General features: G+C 46.2%; 18 protein-coding genes. 17 read left to right on the top strand and 1 reads right to left on the bottom strand.

Going from position 1 to position 19,299, the window contains the following annotated elements; genetic code table 11:
- The first annotated feature begins 3 nt into the window (after positions 1–3).
- The 15 genes from BCT34_RS05090 (at position 4) to BCT34_RS05020 (ending at position 14,237) form a co-directional block, all read left to right on the top strand.
- Positions 4–261, top strand: a complete 258-nt coding sequence (locus BCT34_RS05090) for an acyl carrier protein (RefSeq protein WP_076651235.1) — start codon at positions 4–6, stop codon at positions 259–261.
- Positions 261–818, top strand: a complete 558-nt coding sequence (locus BCT34_RS05085) for a septation protein IspZ (protein ID WP_076651236.1) — start codon at positions 261–263, stop codon at positions 816–818. Before BCT34_RS05090 ends, BCT34_RS05085 begins: the two co-directional genes overlap by 1 nt.
- 6 nt (positions 819–824) lie before the next feature.
- Positions 825–2,213 carry an AMP-binding protein gene (locus tag BCT34_RS05080; RefSeq protein ID WP_076651237.1) on the top strand — a complete coding sequence of 463 codons (1,389 nt, stop codon included), beginning with the start codon at positions 825–827 and terminating at the stop codon, positions 2,211–2,213.
- A gap of 87 nt (positions 2,214–2,300) precedes the next feature.
- Positions 2,301–2,663, top strand: a complete 363-nt coding sequence (locus tag BCT34_RS05075) for a 3-hydroxyacyl-ACP dehydratase (RefSeq protein WP_076651238.1) — start codon at positions 2,301–2,303, stop codon at positions 2,661–2,663.
- Positions 2,656–4,461 (top strand): glycosyltransferase family 2 protein, encoded by a 1,806-nt coding sequence (locus tag BCT34_RS05070; protein WP_076651239.1) that lies wholly within the window; start codon positions 2,656–2,658, stop codon positions 4,459–4,461. The genes BCT34_RS05075 and BCT34_RS05070 overlap by 8 nt, the downstream gene beginning before the upstream one ends.
- The gene (locus BCT34_RS05065; protein ID WP_076651240.1) at positions 4,439–5,986 is read left to right on the top strand and encodes an aromatic amino acid ammonia-lyase; all 1,548 of its coding nucleotides are present in this window, start codon (positions 4,439–4,441) and stop codon (positions 5,984–5,986) included. The genes BCT34_RS05070 and BCT34_RS05065 overlap by 23 nt, the downstream gene beginning before the upstream one ends.
- Positions 5,987–6,025: 39 nt before the next feature.
- Entirely contained in the window at positions 6,026–6,523 is a 498-nt protein-coding gene (locus BCT34_RS05060; RefSeq protein WP_076651241.1) for an acyl-CoA thioesterase, read from the top strand.
- Positions 6,510–7,235, top strand: coding sequence for an outer membrane lipoprotein carrier protein LolA (locus BCT34_RS05055; protein WP_076651242.1), 726 nt, complete (start codon positions 6,510–6,512; stop codon positions 7,233–7,235). Before BCT34_RS05060 ends, BCT34_RS05055 begins: the two co-directional genes overlap by 14 nt.
- Positions 7,168–9,540, top strand: a complete 2,373-nt coding sequence (locus BCT34_RS05050; RefSeq protein ID WP_076651243.1) for an MMPL family transporter — start codon at positions 7,168–7,170, stop codon at positions 9,538–9,540. Before BCT34_RS05055 ends, BCT34_RS05050 begins: the two co-directional genes overlap by 68 nt.
- A complete protein-coding gene (locus BCT34_RS05045; protein ID WP_076651244.1) occupies positions 9,537–10,160 on the top strand; it encodes a DUF3261 domain-containing protein in 624 nt (207 codons plus the stop codon). The genes BCT34_RS05050 and BCT34_RS05045 overlap by 4 nt, the downstream gene beginning before the upstream one ends.
- A gap of 5 nt (positions 10,161–10,165) precedes the next feature.
- Entirely contained in the window at positions 10,166–11,365 is a 1,200-nt protein-coding gene (locus tag BCT34_RS05040) for a beta-ketoacyl-[acyl-carrier-protein] synthase family protein (RefSeq protein WP_076651245.1), read from the top strand.
- A complete protein-coding gene (locus BCT34_RS05035) occupies positions 11,358–11,822 on the top strand; it encodes a hotdog family protein (RefSeq protein WP_076651246.1) in 465 nt (154 codons plus the stop codon). Before BCT34_RS05040 ends, BCT34_RS05035 begins: the two co-directional genes overlap by 8 nt.
- Positions 11,819–12,544 (top strand): 3-ketoacyl-ACP reductase FabG2, encoded by a 726-nt coding sequence (locus BCT34_RS05030; protein WP_076651247.1) that lies wholly within the window; start codon positions 11,819–11,821, stop codon positions 12,542–12,544. The genes BCT34_RS05035 and BCT34_RS05030 overlap by 4 nt, the downstream gene beginning before the upstream one ends.
- Positions 12,541–13,764, top strand: coding sequence for a beta-ketoacyl-ACP synthase (locus tag BCT34_RS05025; RefSeq protein WP_076651248.1), 1,224 nt, complete (start codon positions 12,541–12,543; stop codon positions 13,762–13,764). Before BCT34_RS05030 ends, BCT34_RS05025 begins: the two co-directional genes overlap by 4 nt.
- 8 nt (positions 13,765–13,772) lie before the next feature.
- Positions 13,773–14,237, top strand: coding sequence for an Sbal_3080 family lipoprotein (locus BCT34_RS05020; RefSeq protein WP_076651249.1), 465 nt, complete (start codon positions 13,773–13,775; stop codon positions 14,235–14,237).
- Positions 14,238–14,326: 89 nt separating this feature from the next.
- Here the strand turns inward: BCT34_RS05020 and gltX are convergent, their stop codons facing one another.
- The gene (gltX, locus tag BCT34_RS05015; protein ID WP_065584431.1) at positions 14,327–15,754 is read right to left on the bottom strand and encodes a glutamate--tRNA ligase; all 1,428 of its coding nucleotides are present in this window, start codon (positions 15,752–15,754) and stop codon (positions 14,327–14,329) included.
- A 301-nt stretch (positions 15,755–16,055) separates the two neighbouring features.
- Between gltX and BCT34_RS05010 the strand changes: the two genes are divergently transcribed.
- Both BCT34_RS05010 and BCT34_RS05005 read left to right on the top strand, forming a co-directional pair.
- Positions 16,056–18,866 (top strand): copper-translocating P-type ATPase, encoded by a 2,811-nt coding sequence (locus BCT34_RS05010; protein ID WP_076651250.1) that lies wholly within the window; start codon positions 16,056–16,058, stop codon positions 18,864–18,866.
- Positions 18,856–19,296, top strand: a complete 441-nt coding sequence (locus tag BCT34_RS05005; RefSeq protein WP_076651251.1) for a DUF411 domain-containing protein — start codon at positions 18,856–18,858, stop codon at positions 19,294–19,296. Before BCT34_RS05010 ends, BCT34_RS05005 begins: the two co-directional genes overlap by 11 nt.
- Positions 19,297–19,299 lie beyond the last annotated feature (3 nt).

The following is a 19,299-nucleotide window of genomic DNA, read 5'->3' as shown; positions in this document are numbered from 1 at the left end:
TTTATGACACAAGCTAATCAACAAGAAGTATACAACCAGGTTAAAGATGCGCTGATTGAGCTGTTCGAGCTTGATGCTGAGGATATTACTCCTGAAGCACACCTTTATCTCGATCTAGACCTAGACAGCATTGATGCGGTTGATTTGGTCGTTCACCTACAGAACGTAACAGGTAAGAAGATCAAACCTGAAGAGTTCAAAACAGTACGCACCGTTAATGACGTTGTCGAATCTGTGGTTGAACTATTGAAGGACGCCTAATGCGTCCTCTGCTGACTTTACTGTCGGCAATCATACTTTTTACTTATCCAATAGCGGTTTACTTTGGGCTCAACAAGTTTGGCTTACAAACCGTTGGAATTGCCTTGGCCGCTATCTTTGCTGTCCGTATTTTCACCGGCGGTCAGGCTAAAATCAAAGAGCTAAAACACCTAGCTTGGATCAGTGGAAGTGCCGGAATTGTTCTGCTGGTATTAGGGTTAACCTTTAAGCAGCATGGCTGGTTAACTTATTACCCCGTGATCGTTAACGTTTGTATGCTAGTTGTGTTCTCTTCAAGCCTATGGCAACCGCAAACGATTATCGAACGTCTTGCTCGACTCCAAGAGCCTGAACTTCCGCAAAGTGGCGTTGATTACACAAGAAAAGTCACCAAGGTTTGGTGTTTGTTCTTTGTTATCAATGGCTCTATCGCCCTTTATACCTGCTTCCAACCTCTTGAAATATGGACCCTATACAATGGCTTACTCAGCTATTTATTCGCAGGGTTACTCTTTGCAGGAGAGTGGGTAGTAAGACAGCGCATTCGTCAGAGTTAAATTGTTATGACCCAAAACGTATCTTACACCTCGTTGTCTGAGCTTCTCAGCCAGGACAGAGCCCCTGAATCTATTGTCTGCTTTGACGACAATAGCGAGATTACATGGCAAACATTTAACGACGACTTATCTCAACTCGTACAACTTTTGTCTTTATCCCCTTTTCAACGAGTCGCGATTTGTACCCAAGACAGCTACCTATTTGCGGTGGCCTTTTTGGCGAGTGCAGCAGCCAACAAACACATCATCTTACCGGGCAACTACCAGCCATGTGCGCTTGCTGAGTTAAGTGAACACTTTGATTGCCTGCTAGTTGATAACTCGATTGACGAAGTTGAGGTGAGTGACGTTAGCAATATCCAAACCTTATTGGACTCGAACACCGAAGCACAAAAGCCTCTAACCAATAATCTTACGACCATCGATTTGGCAGCAGTCCAATTGACCTTATTCACTTCAGGTTCAAGCGGCACGCCAAAAGCGATAGATAAAACGTTAGAGCACCTAGATATTGAGACCGCTCAGTTAAACAGAAACTGGGGTGAGTTACTTAAGGGCAACCGAATCCAAAGCACGGTTTCTCATCAACATATCTACGGTTTGCTGTTTAGAATCTTATGGCCGCTATGTTCTGGTGTGCCATTTGCTCGAAACAACCTTGAGTACCCAGAACAGATCTTGTCTCACGCAAATCAAAACTGTGTACTCATCAGCAGCCCAGCTCTACTCAAACGATTAAAGCACGAGACAACGCCCGCACAGCTAGCTGGTGTATTCTCTTCTGGCGGCCCGCTGCCTACCGAGTCTGCTCACCAATCACTAAGCTTGCTTGGTCATTTGCCCATCGAGGTATTTGGCAGCACCGAGACCGGAGGCATCGCATTTCGCCAGCAACAAAGCGCTCAAACGCCTTGGCAACTTTTTGACTGTATTGAGGCCAGTCTCAACAGTGAGAATTGCATTAAGTTATTGTCGCCGTACATCGACGAAAACAACTGGTATCAAACCGCCGATGAGTGCGAAATGGTCTCGAATAGTCAATTCATATTGAAAGGCCGAACCGACCGAGTGATCAAGATAGAAGAAAAACGAGTATCACTGGTTGAGGTTGAGAAACGACTAGAGCAACTACGTTGGATCAGTGAGTGTGTGGTGATTCCGCTTGAAGAACCTGAACGCTTAATCTTAGCGTCGGTTTTGGTATTATCAGATGAAGGCAAAACGAAACTCTCAACCATAAGTAAAGGTAAATTTTGGTTGATGCTGCGTTCAGAACTCAGAAACTGGTTAGAACCAATCGCGATCCCGAGAAAGTATCGTGTTGTTGATGAAATTCCTCTCAATAGCCAAGGTAAGCGACTAACTTCTCATATAGAGCAGATCGTAAAATCATAGAAACCGCTTATTGCGTTTACACTAAGACTATCTTTTTATATTTTTGTCAGAAGACCCATTATTTGCCCAAGGATTCTAAGTCGCCCTATGGATAAAAGAAAACCAAACGTCATTGCTGTTGACACTGCAGAGAAAGAATCGACCCTGACACTCCATATTACTGGAGACATCACCGATTTTAAGGGGCATTTCAAGAGCTTCCCTATTCTTCCGGGTGTTACACAGATTGATTGGGCACTTTACTATGCAGTCCGAGAACTGCATGTCCCTGGCTGCTTTAAAGGTATGGAGGTCATCAAATTCCAAGAGCCTATCCTGCCAGATGCGACTATTCAGCTGTCGCTCAAGTGGGATGCTGACAAAGATAAGCTGAGCTTCAGTTACACCTCAAACAACGGTAAGCAAACCCATTCTTCAGGCAAAATGAAGCTGGGAGAGAAAGGTGAATAGCGCTCCCGTCGAGGCTACTTCTCAAGACAAAACAAAGGAAAGCAGCTACAAGGCTTGCTTCCTTATCCCGTGCTTTAACCATGGCGCAACCATGCCTGCTGTGGTGTCGTCACTCCATCATTTTGAGTTGCCGATCATCATCGTCGACGATGGCAGTGAACTCACCACAAAACAGTTTCTGGCTCCCCTAGCAGAGAATTCAAACGTAACCTTGGTGACGCTTGAACAGAACCAAGGTAAAGGCGGCGCAGTAAAAGCCGGAATCAAAAAAGCGCAACAACTAGGCTTTAGCCACGCTATTCAGATAGATGCTGATGGGCAACACGACCTTGAAGCCTTGCCAACATTGATTGAGGCCTCACAAGCTAAGCCACAACGTCTGATATCAGGCCAGCCTGTCTATGACGAGAGTGTGCCTAAGGCGAGGCTCTACGGGCGCTACGCGACACACATTTGGGTATGGATAGAAACCCTTTCTTTATCAATTAAAGACAGCATGTGTGGCTTTAGAGCGTATCCCATCAACCAAACTCAAACAGTGTTGAATAAGTACGATGTTGGTTCGAGAATGGACTTCGATATCGAGATTTTGGTTCGCCTGTACTGGGAAGGTTGTGACATCGACTTCGTTGAAACTCGGGTTATCTATCCTGAGAACGGTATATCTCATTTCGATGCGTTGTGGGACAACGTCAAAATCAGTTGGATGCATACGCGCTTGTTCTTCGGCATGCTGCCAAGAGCACCAAAACTGATTGCCCGCCATTTCAAATCCGATTCTGCTAGAAGTGGTCAAAACCTAAACTCCCTGGCTGAATCAAACAAGAACGAGTCAGAACAACCCCATTGGTCTCGCACCCAAGAGCGCGGTACTGTACTTGGCATCAAATTGCTTTTGGCCGTTTATACCCTGTTAGGTCGCGGTGTATTCAACCTGATTTTGCGTGGTGTGATGCGTTACTACCACTTGACGGGCAAGCGTGCGCGAAACGCTTCCGAACAATATCTATTCCAATTAAAAGCCTACGCAGAACAGCAGAATATTGAGCTACCCGCGCAGCTAACCAGCTATAACCACCTGCTTTCGTTTGGTCATACGATGTTAGACAAGCTCGCTGCATGGAAAGGTGATTTTTCGGTCGATAACCTGACTGTTCATGGTCAAGAGCAATTTGAGAGCATGGTGGCAAATAAGCAAGGTGTGCTGATTCTTGGATCTCACCTTGGTAATATTGAGCTATGCCGAGCTTTGGGTCGCAGACACTCAAACATCAAAATCAACGCTCTGGTCTTCACTGAGCACGCTGAGCGTTTTAATTCGGTCATGAAAGCGGTCAACCCGCAATCTGATTTAAATCTGATTCAGGTGACTTCAATGGGGCCTGATACCGCTATCTTGTTACAGCAAAAGCTTGAGCAAGGCGAATGGATCGTGATTGTTGGCGACAGAACATCCACCAGCAAAGAGAGCCGCTCAGTATGGGCAGAGTTCTTAGGTAAGGAAGCGCCGTTCCCTCAAGGACCATTTATGTTAGCCTCAGTTCTCAAAGCACCCGTATTTTTGCTGTTTGGCTTACGTGACGACTCACAAGCAAAGCCGCACTTTAATGTCTATTTCGAGCATTTTAGCGACAGAATCGAACTACCTAGAAAGACACGCGAACAATCTTTAAAGCAAGTCGTTCAACAATACGCAGATCGACTTCAGCACTACACACTGAAAGCACCGCTTCAGTGGTACAACTTTTTTAATTTTTGGACATTGAGCAAGCACCATGACGAAAAAGAATCCAAATAGCATCACCTTTGGTGTCGAACGCCTCACGATTGAGGATGTTGTCGCTATCTCACAAGGCGCTAAAGCCTCGATGAACACAAGTGAAGCATTCACATCTAAGATCGACCGTGGTGTCGCTTTCTTAGAACGCCTACTTAAAGAAGAAGGTGTGATTTACGGTGTAACGACGGGTTACGGTGACTCATGTACGGTTGCGATTCCGCCAAACCTAGTTGACGAGCTACCACTGCATTTAACACGTTTTCACGGCTGTGGTTTAGGTGAAATATTGTCTCACGAGCAAGCTCGTGCAGTCCTTGCAACTCGTCTTTGTTCGTTATCACAAGGTGTCTCTGGTGTGACTCACGATCTACTCAACCAGATCGTTACCCTAATCAACCAAGACATCTCACCACGCATTCCGCAAGAAGGTTCTGTCGGTGCCAGTGGCGATTTAACACCTCTCTCTTACTTGGCTGCAGCCCTGATCGGTGAGCGCGATGTTATCTACAAAGGCGAAGTTCGCCCGACTAGTGATGTCTACAGAGAGCTAAGAATTAGCCCTATCAAGCTTAAGCCAAAAGAAGGCTTAGCATTGATGAATGGTACGTCTGTAATGACAGCTCTGGCATGTATTGCTTACAAACGTGCGGAGTACCTAGCTCAGCTATCAACTAAGATCACCGCTATGGTATCTGTCGGTATGCACGGCAACGACTTCCACTTCGATGAAGCGCTATTTGCTGTTAAACCACATCCAGGCCAGCAACAAGTTGCGGCATGGCTGCGTGATGATCTACAAGCCGATCGCCCGCCACGTAACAGTGACCGCCTACAAGATCGATACTCTCTGCGTTGTGCTCCACATGTTATCGGTGTCGTTCAAGATTCTCTGCCTTGGCTTCGCCAGATGATTGAGAACGAACTAAATAGTGCCAACGACAACCCAATTATCGATGGCGATAATGAGCGCGTACTGCACGGTGGACACTTCTACGGTGGACACATTGCAATGGCGATGGATACGTTAAAAACAGCGGTAGCGAACCTTGCTGACCTACTTGATCGCCAAATGGCACAGTTGATGGATTACAAGTTCAATAACGGCTTACCATTTAACCTAACGGGTGCTGAAGGCGAACGTAAGCCAATCAACCACGGCTTCAAAGCAGTACAGATCGGCGTGTCAGCTTGGACAGCAGAGGCATTGAAACACACAATGCCAGCAAGCGTGTTCTCTCGTTCAACTGAATGTCACAACCAAGACAAAGTCAGCATGGGCACCATCGCTGCTCGTGATTGCTTACGCGTTCTTGAACTAACAGAGCAAGTAGCGGCTGCATCACTTTTGGCTGGCACACAGGCGCTTGAGCTTCGTAAGCGCCACAATGAGCTTGATGAACACCACATGAGTGAGAACCTCAAGCATATTCGCGACGAAGTACTGAAAGAGTTTGAATTTATCGTAGAAGATCGACCACTTGAAGGCGATCTACGCCACTTCATTGCTCGTATTCAAAGTCAGCACTGGTCGCTTTACTCATAAAGTAGCCAACCCTTTACGCAATATTGTTGAGAGCGATTTATGTCTGAAATCCTTCATCCACTACAATCTGAGGTCACGCTTGTCACCTCATTCCAAGATGCCGACCCAATGGGCGTGATCTATCACGGCAACTACTTCCGATTTTTTGAAGAAGTAAGACGCATCATGATGGATAAGATTGAGTACAACTACCATGAGATGAAGGATTCAGGCTACATGTGGCCTATCATCGATACCCGCGTAAAATACATCAAAGCGATACCGTTTAATCACAAAATTAAAGTCACGGCGAAGCTCATCGAGTGGGAAAATCGCCTACGTGTTGACTATGAAATTCATGATGCCAACACTGGTGCTCGTATGACACGTGCTCACACCATGCAGGTTGCCGTGACCATTGAAGAGCAAGAAATGTGCTTCGCTTCGCCGAAAGTGTTTACCGATAAAGTCGAGCACTGGCACCAATTTGGTTGCTTACCTCTAACAGCTGAACACCAATCTACTAGCCCACAACAGGTGAACCATGAATCTGTTTAAACGCAGCCGAAAACACGTCAGTATTGTGCTACTAGGGCTTGCTTCAATGATGGCGAGTAGCTTTGCTATTGCTAATGAAAGTACAGCTATGGTTGGCTCTATTTCAGACCTGCAAACCGTATTAAGCGCAAACAACATAGTGCGTGGCGAGTTCACTCAAACGCGCAACATGGAAATGTTCGCCCAGCCTTTGACGTCACAAGGTACATTCCTGTTAGACAAGTCGAACGGTTTGCTTTGGACACAAGCGACCCCCTTCCCTGTGAGTTTGGTGTTGACCGATAACAAACTAAGCCAAAGGTTTGCCGATCAGCCTGCCAAAATCATCACCGATAAAGAAAATCCAATGGCGTTTTATTTCAGCCATATTTTCCTATCGGTGTTCCATGGGGACACGCAAAAACTTCAGGAACAGTTCTCACTCGACTTTGCGCCTGCAACTGCAACAAGTTCAGATGAAAATGCAGAAAATAAGTCATGGATACTGACTCTTAAGCCTAAAAGTGCGCCGATGAACGCGGTATTTGAAGCCATTACACTGCAAGGTCAAAATGATATTAAACGCATTGAACTGAGAGAGATTCGTGGAGACAGCACGGTGATCGAATTTAGTCAGTTAAGCCATCTACCGGAAGTATTATCAGATGCTGAAGCGCAACAATTCCAACTCTACTCTTGCCCTTGTTTGGCTTGTTTTCGTCATGCTATTTAGCGGATTGTTGATAAAACAGTTCGCTTTTTCTTCGTCGGTACCGATTGAAAGCAACATCCTAAAGTTACTGCCAGAAAACCAGCAAGACCCAATGGTAGAGCAAGCCTTTCAGCAGATATCCAGCTCGATGAGCGAGCAAGTGGTGTTTATCATCAGCGCCACCGACATCGAACAAGCCATGGTTGCGACCGACGCTTTTGAAAAAGCTCTCAACCAAAGAGCCTTTTCAAGTCAGCCAACTCTGTTTCAGCAAGTTCAAGGCAAAATCAGCGCCAGCACCCAAAGCCAATGGAGCGATTTCTACTTTCGTCACCGAGCTCAACTGCTGACTCAACAACAAAAAGAGACGCTGACCCACTCGCCTGATTCACGAGCTCAATATGTAATTCAGTCTCTGTACAATCCGTTCTCAGGTGTCACTGCAGCCGAACTGTCGATGGATCCATTTCTACTATTTCGCGACTACATCAGTGCTGTTGGCGTTCAATCAAGTAACTTTGTTCTGAAAGAGGGATACCTCACCGCTCAATCTAATGACCAAACTCATATTTTGGTGACCGCTACACTGGCTGGCTCGCCTTATAGCTTAGCGATTCAAGAACAACTTCCCGATCTTGATTCAATTGAGCGCGAAGTCGAAAAGCAGTTTGGCGTCAAAGTGCAGCATACCGGTGTGGTGTTCTACGCCAATTACGGTACCGAAAGTGCGAAATCAGAAATCAGTACCATTGGTTTGGGCTCTTTGGCCGGTGTTATTTTATTGGTGTGGCTGACGTTTCGTAGTGCCCTACCACTTGCCTTATCCTTGCTATCAATCAGTACTGGGTTATTGGTTGCGCTGGCAAGTACCGTCGCTATCTTCGGCAAGGTTCATCTATTTAGTTTGGTGTTCGGTGCTAGCTTGATTGGCGTGTCCATCGATTACTCCTTTCACTACCTAACTGACCGCTTAGCAGCAGGCAATAAGTGGCAAAGCGACAAGGGCTTAAAACATATTCTCGTTGCGATCACCTTGGGTCTGATCACCAGCTTGATTGGCTATCTAGGCCTGTTGGTCGCACCTTTCCCTGGCTTACAGCAACTTGCTCTATTTTCTTCGATTGGACTGATCGCAGCTTACGCCAGTGTGGTGTGTTGGTATCCCGTTTTAGCGGAAAAACCAAGCCAAGAACGCCCGCTTCCTTTGTCGAAGCTTTGGCTTGCTTGGTTAAGTCTCTGGAGCAACCAAAAATTTAGAATTGGCTTACCGTTAATTGTGACTGTCTTGAGCCTGATATCACTCAGTCAAATTCGTTACGACGACGATATTCGCCAGTTACAAGCGATGCCAGAACAACTCAAACAACAAGAACAAGCCGTTACTGAAATCTCTGGATTGGGCAGTGGTCAAAATATGCTTTTGGTGACTGCCAAAAGCGACCAAAAGTTACTCAAAAAACTGGCAGAAATCACCAAAAACTTAGATTCTCTAGTCGATAGCCAAGGTATCTCTGGGTATCGCAGCATCAATCAACAGTTGTTAAGCATACAAGAACAACAGGATAACTATCAGTTAGTTGAGCAACTCTACAGTCAACAAAGCCAAATATTACAAAGCACTTTAGGTTGGCCTACTTTTCCAGAACTACCAAAATTCGAACCCATCACGGTAGCTGGATTTTTGGAGTCACCGGTGTCAGAACCTGTTCGACCACTTTGGTTAAAACCGATCGCCGGACAAGCAGCGTCGGTCATTTTGATCAAAGACGTCACCAATTCAGAGCTGTTCTCTCAATGGCTAAATTCAGGCTTTGTTCAGCAGCAAGGTGTTAAATACCTCAATAAAGCCGATGAAATATCAGCTCTTTTTGCGGAATATAGAGTTAAAATTACCGAGTTATTATTGATTGCACTCGCTGCTATTGGCATGGTGTTAGGCTGGCGCTACGGCGTGAAACAAAGCCTGTTGATGCTGTTGCCGTCATTGATTGCCGGAGTGGCAGGTTTAGCGGTCACGGGTATTTTAGGCTCGACACTGAATCTATTTAACCTGCTTGGCCTGATTCTAATTTTAGGGATTGGTATCGACTACACCCTGTTCTTTGCTGAGCAGAAAAAGTCGCTGAGTACCTTATTAGCGATCACCTTGTCTGGCCTCACGACACTACTGTCATTCGGCTTACTGTCACTGAGCCAGACTCATGCCATTCATAGCTTTGGGGTAACCGTTCTGACAGGGATCTTTGTCGCGTGGCTACTTTCTCCGCTCGCGATCAACAGTAGTAAAAGCGTAGAACGCCCAACCTCTCGAGAGGCTTTTAGATGATCAAGACATTAAAGGTAACCTTCGCCACACTAGTGGGTATTCTACTCACTGCCTGCTCGATGGTTTCTCAGCAACCGACTGGTGCCAGTGTGTCTATCGACAATGACACAGAACTCGCCTTGCCTCTACCTGCGGATCTTGGATACTCATTGACTGCAAGCCAGTTGATTAGCGCGATTTGGCAAGACGATACGCAACAGTTACCCGTTCAAGTTGAGGTCACGCCCGATAAAGTCGTTTTAGCTGGCTTCTCTTCTTGGGGTACACGCATCTTATCGCTGCAATATCAAAACCAAGCCATTGAAACGCAAGTGCTGTCTGGCCTTGGTGCGACACTGCCGCAACCGGAACAGGTGCTATTTAATTTAATGCTCACCTTGTGGCCAGCAGAAGCATGGGCCCAACCGCTACAAGGTATTGGCTGGCATTTGGTCGATACAGATAACAGCCGCACTGTGTTTGATGACAAGAAGCAGGCAATCATTCGAATTGATTACCAAGCCGAACCAAATACACCCAAAACGACAGGCAACATTGTTTTTAAACATTTTACCCAAGGCTACACCATCACCATACAAACGTTGAACTCAACGATTGTCGACAACCCAATTAAGAGTTGAACACTATGCCTATTTACATCCAAGACTGTGGTTTCCACTCAGCGTTAGGCGCAAGTATTGCTGACATTCATGGCTGCCTCACAAATGAGTGCGAATCAAATATGGTCGAAGTGAGCGATATGCTGAACGATGGTAAACATACTGTCGTTGGTCAAATCGCGGGTGAACTGCCACCTATTCCTTCAGATCTTACGCAATACGCCACTCGCAACAATCAACTTGCGCTGTCGGCTCTTAATCAAATTGAAGATTCTATCGAGCAAGCAAAATCTCAGTTTGGCGCCGAGCGCGTTGCCGTAGTTATCGGCACAAGCACCTCAGGTATCTCAGACGGTGAAGCAGCTTTCAAACACAAGCTGGCAAACGGTGAATTTCCAGAAGATTATCATTACTCAAAGCAAGAGCTTGGTGACACCTCCGAATTCGTTAGCCAATACAGCTCATTAACCGGGCCAAGCTACGCGATCTCAACGGCTTGCTCATCCAGTGGTCGTGTGTTCCTTACTGCGCAACGTTTGCTAGATTCAGGCATGGCTGACGCTGTTTTAGTCGGTGGCGTAGATACCTTATGTAAGTTGACGCTCAATGGTTTTCATGGTCTTGAAGCTCTTTCGACCACACATTGTAAGCCGTTTAGCGCCTCTCGTGATGGCATCAACATCGGAGAAGCAGCGGCGTTTATGTTGCTCAGCAAAACAAAGTTAGCCGGTGTTAATACAGCACAAGAGACGTCAAACATTGCCCTGCTAGGCTGTGGTGACAGCTCTGACGCGCACCATATTTCAGCGCCCCATCCAGAAGGAAATGGCGCCGAACAAGCAATGAGAAAAGCATTAGACTCTGCTCAATTACAAGCCAAAGACATTGGTTATATCAATGCCCATGGCACCGCAACGCCACTCAATGATTCAATGGAAAGCAAAGCCATTCACCGTATTTTTGCAAACAAGGTTCCCGTTAGCTCAACCAAGCCACTCACCGGGCATACTCTTGGAGCCACAAGTGCGATAGAGGCTGCAATTGCATGGCATATTTTGAAATATGACTTACCGCTTCCCTTACAAAAATGTCAGGATAAAGCTGAAGATATTGAGATTGATTTGGTAAACTGTGCGCAGAAACTTAAAGTAAAGAACATCTTAAGCAACTCATTCGCTTTTGGTGGCAATAACATTAGCCTGATTTTTGGTGTAGTAAATGACTGATACCCCTTCTGTAGACCAACTCCTCCCCCATGATGATCCGATGATATTAATCGATCGTGCTATCAGCGTAGAGGCGTTGTCGATCCACTGTCAGGTTGATATTGGTGAACATAACCTGTTCTTTGACGCCCAATCTCAAACGGTCCCAGCTTATGTTGGTATCGAGTTTATGGCGCAGTCTGTTGCTGCTTGGTCTGGATACCATGCACTGAAAAACGGCACCACTCCCCCAATAGGTTTCTTACTAGGCTCTCGTCGCTACAAGTCACTGTGTGATGAATTTACTCAAGGTCAAACCCTTGATATCTACGCCGAGCAACTTATGGAAGACAGTGGCATGGCCGTGTTTACCGCCCGAGTCGAAGACCAAGGTGAGTTAGTGGCTCAATGCCAACTCAACGTCTACGTGCCGACCGAACAAAAATTACAAGAAATGAAAACTAGGAGCCCATCATGACCCGTCAGGTTTTAGTCACAGGTGCCAGCAAAGGCATTGGTAAAGCGATCGCTATTCAACTCGCTAAAGACGGATTTGAAATCGCCGTTCACTACATGGGTGACAAGCAAGGCGCTGAAGAGACGCTAAAGTCGATAACCGAACTCGGTGGCGCGGGGCGTCTCATCCAATTTGATATCAGCAATCGCAGCGAATGTCGCGAAACGCTTGAGTCAGATATTGCCAAGTACGGCGCTTACTATGGCGTAGTGAACAATGCGGGCATCACTCGTGACACTGCATTCCCTGCAATGACAGAAGAAGAGTGGGATGGCGTTATCCATACCAACCTAGACAGCTTCTACAACGTACTTCACCTTTGTGTGATGCCTATGGTTCAAAAGCGTAAAGGTGGCCGTATCGTCACTCTAGCGTCGGTATCAGGCATCATGGGCAACCGCGGTCAAACTAACTATGCAGCGGCAAAAGCCGGCGTGATTGGCGCGACTAAGTCTCTTGCTCTAGAACTCGCAAAGCGCAAGATCACCGTAAATTGTGTGGCTCCTGGCTTAATTGACACTGGCATGGTTGACGAGCATGTGAAAGACCATGCGCTTCCTCAAGTACCACTGCGCCGCATGGGCGAACCTGAAGAAGTTGCAGGCCTAGTGAGTTACCTAATGTCTGATATTGCAGGCTACGTCACTCGCCAAGTGATTTCAGTAAATGGAGGCTTAGTATGACCCGCCGCGTTGTTGTAACTGGCATGTCAGGTGTTACAGCCTTTGGTAACGATTGGCAACAGATAGAGCCAAAGCTAAAGGCTTGTGAAAATGCGACCCAATATATGCCAAGCTTTGAGCAATATGATGGCCTCAACACTAAGCTTGCTGCACCTATTGATGATTTCCAACTGCCTAAACACTACAAGCGTAAACAAGTACGCGGTATGGGCCGTGTATCTCGCCTAGCCACCGTTTCCACTGAAAATGCATTAGAACAAGCAGGGCTAATCGGTCACGATATTTTAACCAATGGTGAAACCGGTATCGCTTACGGATCTTCAACAGGCAGTACTGACGCGGTTGGTGCGTTCGGCGTGATGCTTAACGAGAAATCGACACGAGCGATCACTGCGACTACTTACGTTCAAATGATGCCACACACAGCCGCAGTAAACGTAGGTCTGTTCTTTGGGCTACGCGGTCGTGTGATTCCCACCAGCAGTGCGTGTACTTCAGGAAGCCAAGCCATTGGTTACGCCTATGAAGCGATCAAGCACGGCTACCAAACCGTGATGGTTGCCGGTGGTGGTGAAGAGCTATGCCCTACTGAGTCTGCCGTTTTCGATACCCTTTTTGCTACCAGTTTAAAAAACGACACACCCAAAAAATCCCCTAGCCCATACGACAGCAAACGCGATGGTTTAGTGATCGGTGAAGGCGCTGGAACCCTGATTCTTGAAGAGTACGAACACGCAGTTGCTCGCGGCGCAAAGATCTACGCTGAGATCATCGGCTTTGCCAGCAACTGCGATGCCGCTCATGTGACTCAACCTCAGATGGAAACCATGCAAACCTGTATGGAAAAAGCGCTGAAAGATGCGCAACTTCCTGCTGAAAAAATTGGCTATGTTTCTGCTCACGGAACCGCGACAGAAAAAGGCGATATTGCAGAGAGTAACGCGACTGCGAATATCTTTGGTGAAGTGCCAATCAGTTCATTGAAAAGCTACTTTGGACATACGCTTGGCGCGTGTGGTGCGATTGAAGCTTGGTTAAGCCTAGAGATGATGCACAGCGGTTGGTTCAGCCCAACCCTAAACCTTGAGAATGTCGATGAACAGTGCGGCAAGCTCGATTACATCACTGGCTCAGGTCGCGAATTGGATGTTGAATACCTAATGAGCAATAACTTTGCTTTTGGTGGGATTAACACCTCAATCATCTTCAAAAAAATCTAGGATAGATAATGAAAAACTGGTTAGTTGCCGCTGTTGTCGTTTTACTCGCAGGTTGTAGTGCTCCTAAGTATTCAGGGAATGCACTGCCAGAAGCAAACAATATTAAAAACATCACTATCGTAGAAGACACCAAGACGCGCACTGTGTTTCTTGATTCGATGCTCGATTGGTGTTTGAACAATCAAGTTAAATGTAAGGTTGTCGCTGACGGCTCTGAACACAAGCCTGAAGAAGTCACGCTAGATTACGTATCTCGTTGGAGCTGGGATTTGAGAACCTTTGTGGCAGACGCAAAGATCTCCGCTTATCAAGATCAACAGCGCGTTGGTAACGTAGAGTTTAAGGCGCCGAATAGCGGCAACTTTTCTAAGTTTGGTGACGATATGGAGCGCATCAAAGCGATGATGGATATCTTGTTTGATAAGAAAACACCCGCGCAAGCGACTCAAATGATTGCCGACGACAAGCTTTAACGAAGTTATTCAGAGAGTAAAACTCGAGACAAATAAAAAGGGCCAGTAACCAAGTTACTGACCCTTTTTTGATTCTAGCAATCGCTCAATTAAGCGTTAGCTTCACGCTCAGCGATGAACTCAAGAGCCATCTTGATGCGAGCGATTACGCGCTCTTTACCAACAAGCTCCATCACAGCATCAACAGAAGGAGACTGGCCGCCACCTGTTACTGCTACGCGAAGTGGCATGCCGATTTTACCCATGCCGATCTCTAGCTCTTCACATACCGCTGCAATCACACCATCTTTGATGTTTACAGTAGTGAAATCTTCAAGTGCTTCAACCTTAGCAAGAGCAAGCTCTAGTGGGCCTTTAGCAACACCACGTAGGTGCTTCTTAGCCGCGCCAGCTTCAAACTCAGAGAAGTCTTCGTAGAAGTAACGAGACTGCTCAGCAAGTTCGATAAGTGTGTTACAACGCTCGCCAACTAGCTTGATCACTTCAGTGATCGCTGGACCGTTTGTTGTATCGATCTTCTGTGCGTCTAGGTGCCATTGCAGGTATTTTGCAACGTACTCAGGCTCAGAAGTTTTGATGTAGTGGTTGTTCAACCAAAGTAGCTTGTCAGTGTTGAATGCAGAAGCAGACTTGCTGATTGCTTTAAGGCTAAAGAACTCAATCATCTCTTCTTGAGAGAAGATCTCTTGGTCACCGTGAGACCAGCCTAAACGAACTAGGTAGTTATTTAGTGCGTTTGGTAGGTAACCTTCATCGCGGTATTGCATTACAGAAACAGCACCGTGACGCTTAGAAAGTTTTGCACCATCATCACCAAGAATCATTGCACAGTGAGCGAAAGTCGGAACTGGCGCGCCTAGTGCTTCGTAAATGTTGATTTGACGAGGTGTGTTGTTGATGTGGTCTTCACCACGAACAACGTGTGTAATACCCATATCCCAGTCATCCACTACCACTACGAAGTTGTAAGTTGGTGCACCGTCTGTACGACGAATGATTAGGTCATCAAGTTGGCTGTTAGCAATTTCGATGCGACCACGGATTTGATCATCAAATACTACGCTGCCTTCTTTAGGGTTACGGAAACGGATAACGCATGCATCACCTTCTTTTGCGGCTTCGTTTGCCGCAACAATTTTAGGGTGGTTAGCATCGTAGCGAGCCATTTCTTTGTTTTCTTCTTGCTCTGCACGAATTTCATCAAGCAGCTCTTTAGACGCATAGCATTTGAATGCTTTGTCTTCAGCAAGTAGCTTATCAACCATTTCATTGTAACGGTCAAAACGCTTAGATTGGTAGTAAGGACCTTCATCCCATTCCATACCCATCCATTGCATGCCTTCTAGAATTGCATCAACCGCTTCTTGAGAGTTACGCTCAAGGTCCGTGTCTTCGATACGTAGAACGAATTCACCGCCTTGGTTTTTAGCGAATAGCCAAGAGTAAAGTGCAGTACGTGCACCACCAACGTGAAGATAGCCAGTTGGGCTAGGAGCAAAACGAGTTTTAACCGTCATTTAAATACCTTGATTATGTAGGTGATTCTTTTAGTGCTCGTCGTTACAAAGCTTGTAATAGACAAATATCACTAAATTTTGGGCGCTATTTTATCACCACCGCTTAAATCTACAATCAGTAGTGAATGATTAATGTGCTGTTGTTGTACGAAAGCGATTATAGAAAGCCGAATTCCGCCTTCAAAGCAGCGAATCTATAGTTTTAACCAGTAGATTATAGCCGCGGATCCTTTATTCCCCTCTCCCATTCAAAAATTGAACCCACCAGCTAACACACCACTGAGGTCAAATTCTTGAATTTATGTTTGACCTTACCCTTACGGGAAGGTTTATGTTAGGCGTAGATGAGAATTGGAGTATCGGTATGAACCATTACACAACTGCGCTTAACGGCCTTAATTGCATGGGGTGTGCGAAGAAAGTCCGCACACTGTTTGATGATCTCGACAATACAACGATCAATGACATATCGCCGACGAACATCGATATTTCGACTCCATTGAATTACGCTCAACTCAACGAGAAGCTGGCAATGCTTGGCTATTCTATGGGTAATAAGCTGCACCTTTCGCTATCCGGCCTCAGCTGCGGTAAGTGCGTAAACAAACTGACTCAAGCACTTGAACAAACCGAGCAAATTTCAGACCTAGAAGTCAGCAAACATGAATTGTCCTTGGTTACTCTGCTTTCAGAACCCGAGCTTATTGAATTGATCGAAAGTGTCGGTTATCAAGCTACTCCTTACTCTAAATCTCATGACCTTCAGGGTTCAGGTTTAGGAGAAGATAAAAAACCAGCGCCTACAGAAACGACACAAACTAAGCCCGTTGCCAGTCAATTTACTTATCATCTTGTGCTTGAAGGGATGACGTGTGCGAGTTGTGTTTATTCAGTAGAAAAAGCGTTGAAAAAGAATGAGTTCGTCGACCAAGCTCAGATAAACCTTGCTGAGCAGACGGCCTTGGTTCTTACCTCTAAAACACGAGACCTCATCGAAAGCACGCTAATAGAATCCGTAAAAACCGCAGGTTATGGTGCCGAATTCGTTGATGACGCGGCGACCCAACAACAAAAACAACAAGAACAACAACTTCGTACCCAAAAAGCTTTCCTAAAGAATTCAGTAAGCGCGCTGCTTATCGGTGCTCCGCTGATGGCATGGGGTATGTTCGGTGGCAGCATGACCATTACCACGTTTAACGACCAACTGGCTTGGGGCTTGGTTGGTATCGTTTGTTTGATACTGCTTGCGACCTCGGGACGCAGCTTCTTCACCAATGCTTGGCAATCTCTGATGCATAAACGTGCAACCATGGATACGTTAGTTGCTTTGGGTACCGGAGCTGCATGGTTCTACTCAATGTTGGTTGTGCTGATTCCATCATGGTTCCCAGAAGCATCACGCCATGTCTACTTTGAGGCAAGCGCGATGATAGTAGGCCTTATTTCTTTGGGTCACTACATCGAAGCCAAAGCCAAAGCTCGCACCACAAAATCTCTACAGGCACTGATTAATTTACAGCCTCAAAAAGCGGTGGTTATCGTCGATGGCAAAGAGCAAACAATCGCTGTGGAAGCCATTCAAGTCGGTATGCAAGTTCGAGTGAAGCCAGGAGAAAAAGTCCCTATCGATGGTGTCGTGGTATCAGGTGAGTCTTACATCGATGAATCCATGCTGACTGGTGAGCCACTTCCCAACGTAAAATCAGTTACTGATGGCGTTTCAGCAGGTACGATTAATGGTGATGGTAGCTTAGTTATTGAAGCAACTGGGATTGGCTCAAGCACAATGCTGGCTCGCATCATTCAAATGGTACGCCAAGCACAAAGTAGTAAACCTGCAATCGCCAAACTTGCAGACTCTATATCAGCAGTTTTCGTTCCGGTTGTAGTCGCAATCGCAGCAGTTGCCGCCTTAGTTTGGTTTTTTGTGGGTCCGCAACCAAGTGCAAGTTACATGTTAGTGGTATCAACCACAGTATTAATCATCGCTTGCCCATGTGCCTTGGGCCTCGCCACACCACTCTCTATTACGGTCGGAGTAGGCAAAGCAGCAGAGTTTGGCGTTCTTATTAAAGATGCCGATGTTCTGCAGTCAGCCAGCAAGATTGATGCAGTCGTATTTGATAAAACAGGCACGTTAACTCAAGGAAAACCGACCGTTCAACAAGTGTTTTACTCGAATCTAGCTGAGCAAGAATTGCTAACCTATGCTTATTCAGTGGAAGTGGGATCTGAGCACCCGCTAGCCAAAGCCGTTTGCCAATATGCAGAGAGCTTGGAAGTGTCAGCACTCCCACACAGTGAGTTTGAAAACCAACGCGGGCTAGGAGTTCAAGCAACCATTAACGGCAAGAACGTACAAGTTGGTTCGCTTAAGTACCTGATCCAACTAGGTATCAATACCGACATTGGCTCTGACTTTATTGATCTTTGTCACTCACAAGCCTGGACGCCGATTTTTATCGTGATTGACCAAAAACTGGAAGGCATATTGGGCATTTCAGACGCGTTAAAAATAGATAGCAAACAGGCGATCGCTCAACTAAAATCCGCCGGAATTCACACCGTGCTATTAACGGGCGACAACGACTCTGTGGCTCAAGCAATAGGCAAAAGCGTCGGTATCGACGAAGTTATCTCAGAAGTGCTTCCAGAGCAAAAAGCGCAACATATTGTTCAGCTTCAACAACAATATCACAGTGTGGCCATGGTCGGAGACGGTATTAACGATGCGCCTGCTCTTGCTCAAGCGGATATAGGAATCGCAATGGGCAGTGGCAGTGATGTCGCGATTGAAAGTGCGCAGATGACGCTACTTAACTCGTCGCCACTATCTGTAAGTAACGCAATTGAGCTGTCTCAAGCGACCGTGAGAAACATGAAGCAAAACCTGTTTGGCGCCTTTATTTATAACTCGCTTGGCATTCCTATTGCGGCCGGTGTGCTCTACCCGTTTTTTGGATTTCTACTTAGCCCAGTAGTAGCAGGAGCAGCGATGGCGATGTCGTCAATTACTGTCGTAAGCAATGCCAACAGGCTGAGATTGTTCAAACCCACTCATTCTAATATTAATAAAAACCATATTCATGAGGTTAACCATGATTCGTAAAGTTATGACTCTTACTGTACTCGCTGCAATCTCAGGACAAGCTTTGGCTACTGATGTTCTAAACCACAAATCCCCGTACTGCGGCTGCTGCACAGAATGGACGGAACATATGCGTGATGCCGGCTTCGATGTAACAGAGAAGCTCCACGATGATATGAATCCGATCAAGCAGAAGTTAGGAGTAACGCAAAACCTAGCCTCTTGCCATACCGCAGAGATCAACGGTTATGTGTTTGAAGGACACATTCCAGCAGAAGACGTGAAAGCCTTTTTAGACAACCCACCACGTAATGCGATTGGTTTGGCGGTTCCGGGTATGCCTATGGGCTCACCGGGTATGGAGTATGGCGATAAAAAAGACGAATACTCTGTGTACGCGTTTAATGATAAAGGTCAGGTGTTCGAATACCGTCACTACAAAGGCAACTAGATT

The sequence above is a fragment of the Vibrio sp. 10N.261.45.E2 genome (assembly GCF_002875705.1).
In the GTDB taxonomy this organism is placed as follows: Bacteria; Pseudomonadota; Gammaproteobacteria; order Enterobacterales; family Vibrionaceae; genus Vibrio.
This window is presented reverse-complemented; position numbering and strand designations above follow the sequence as displayed.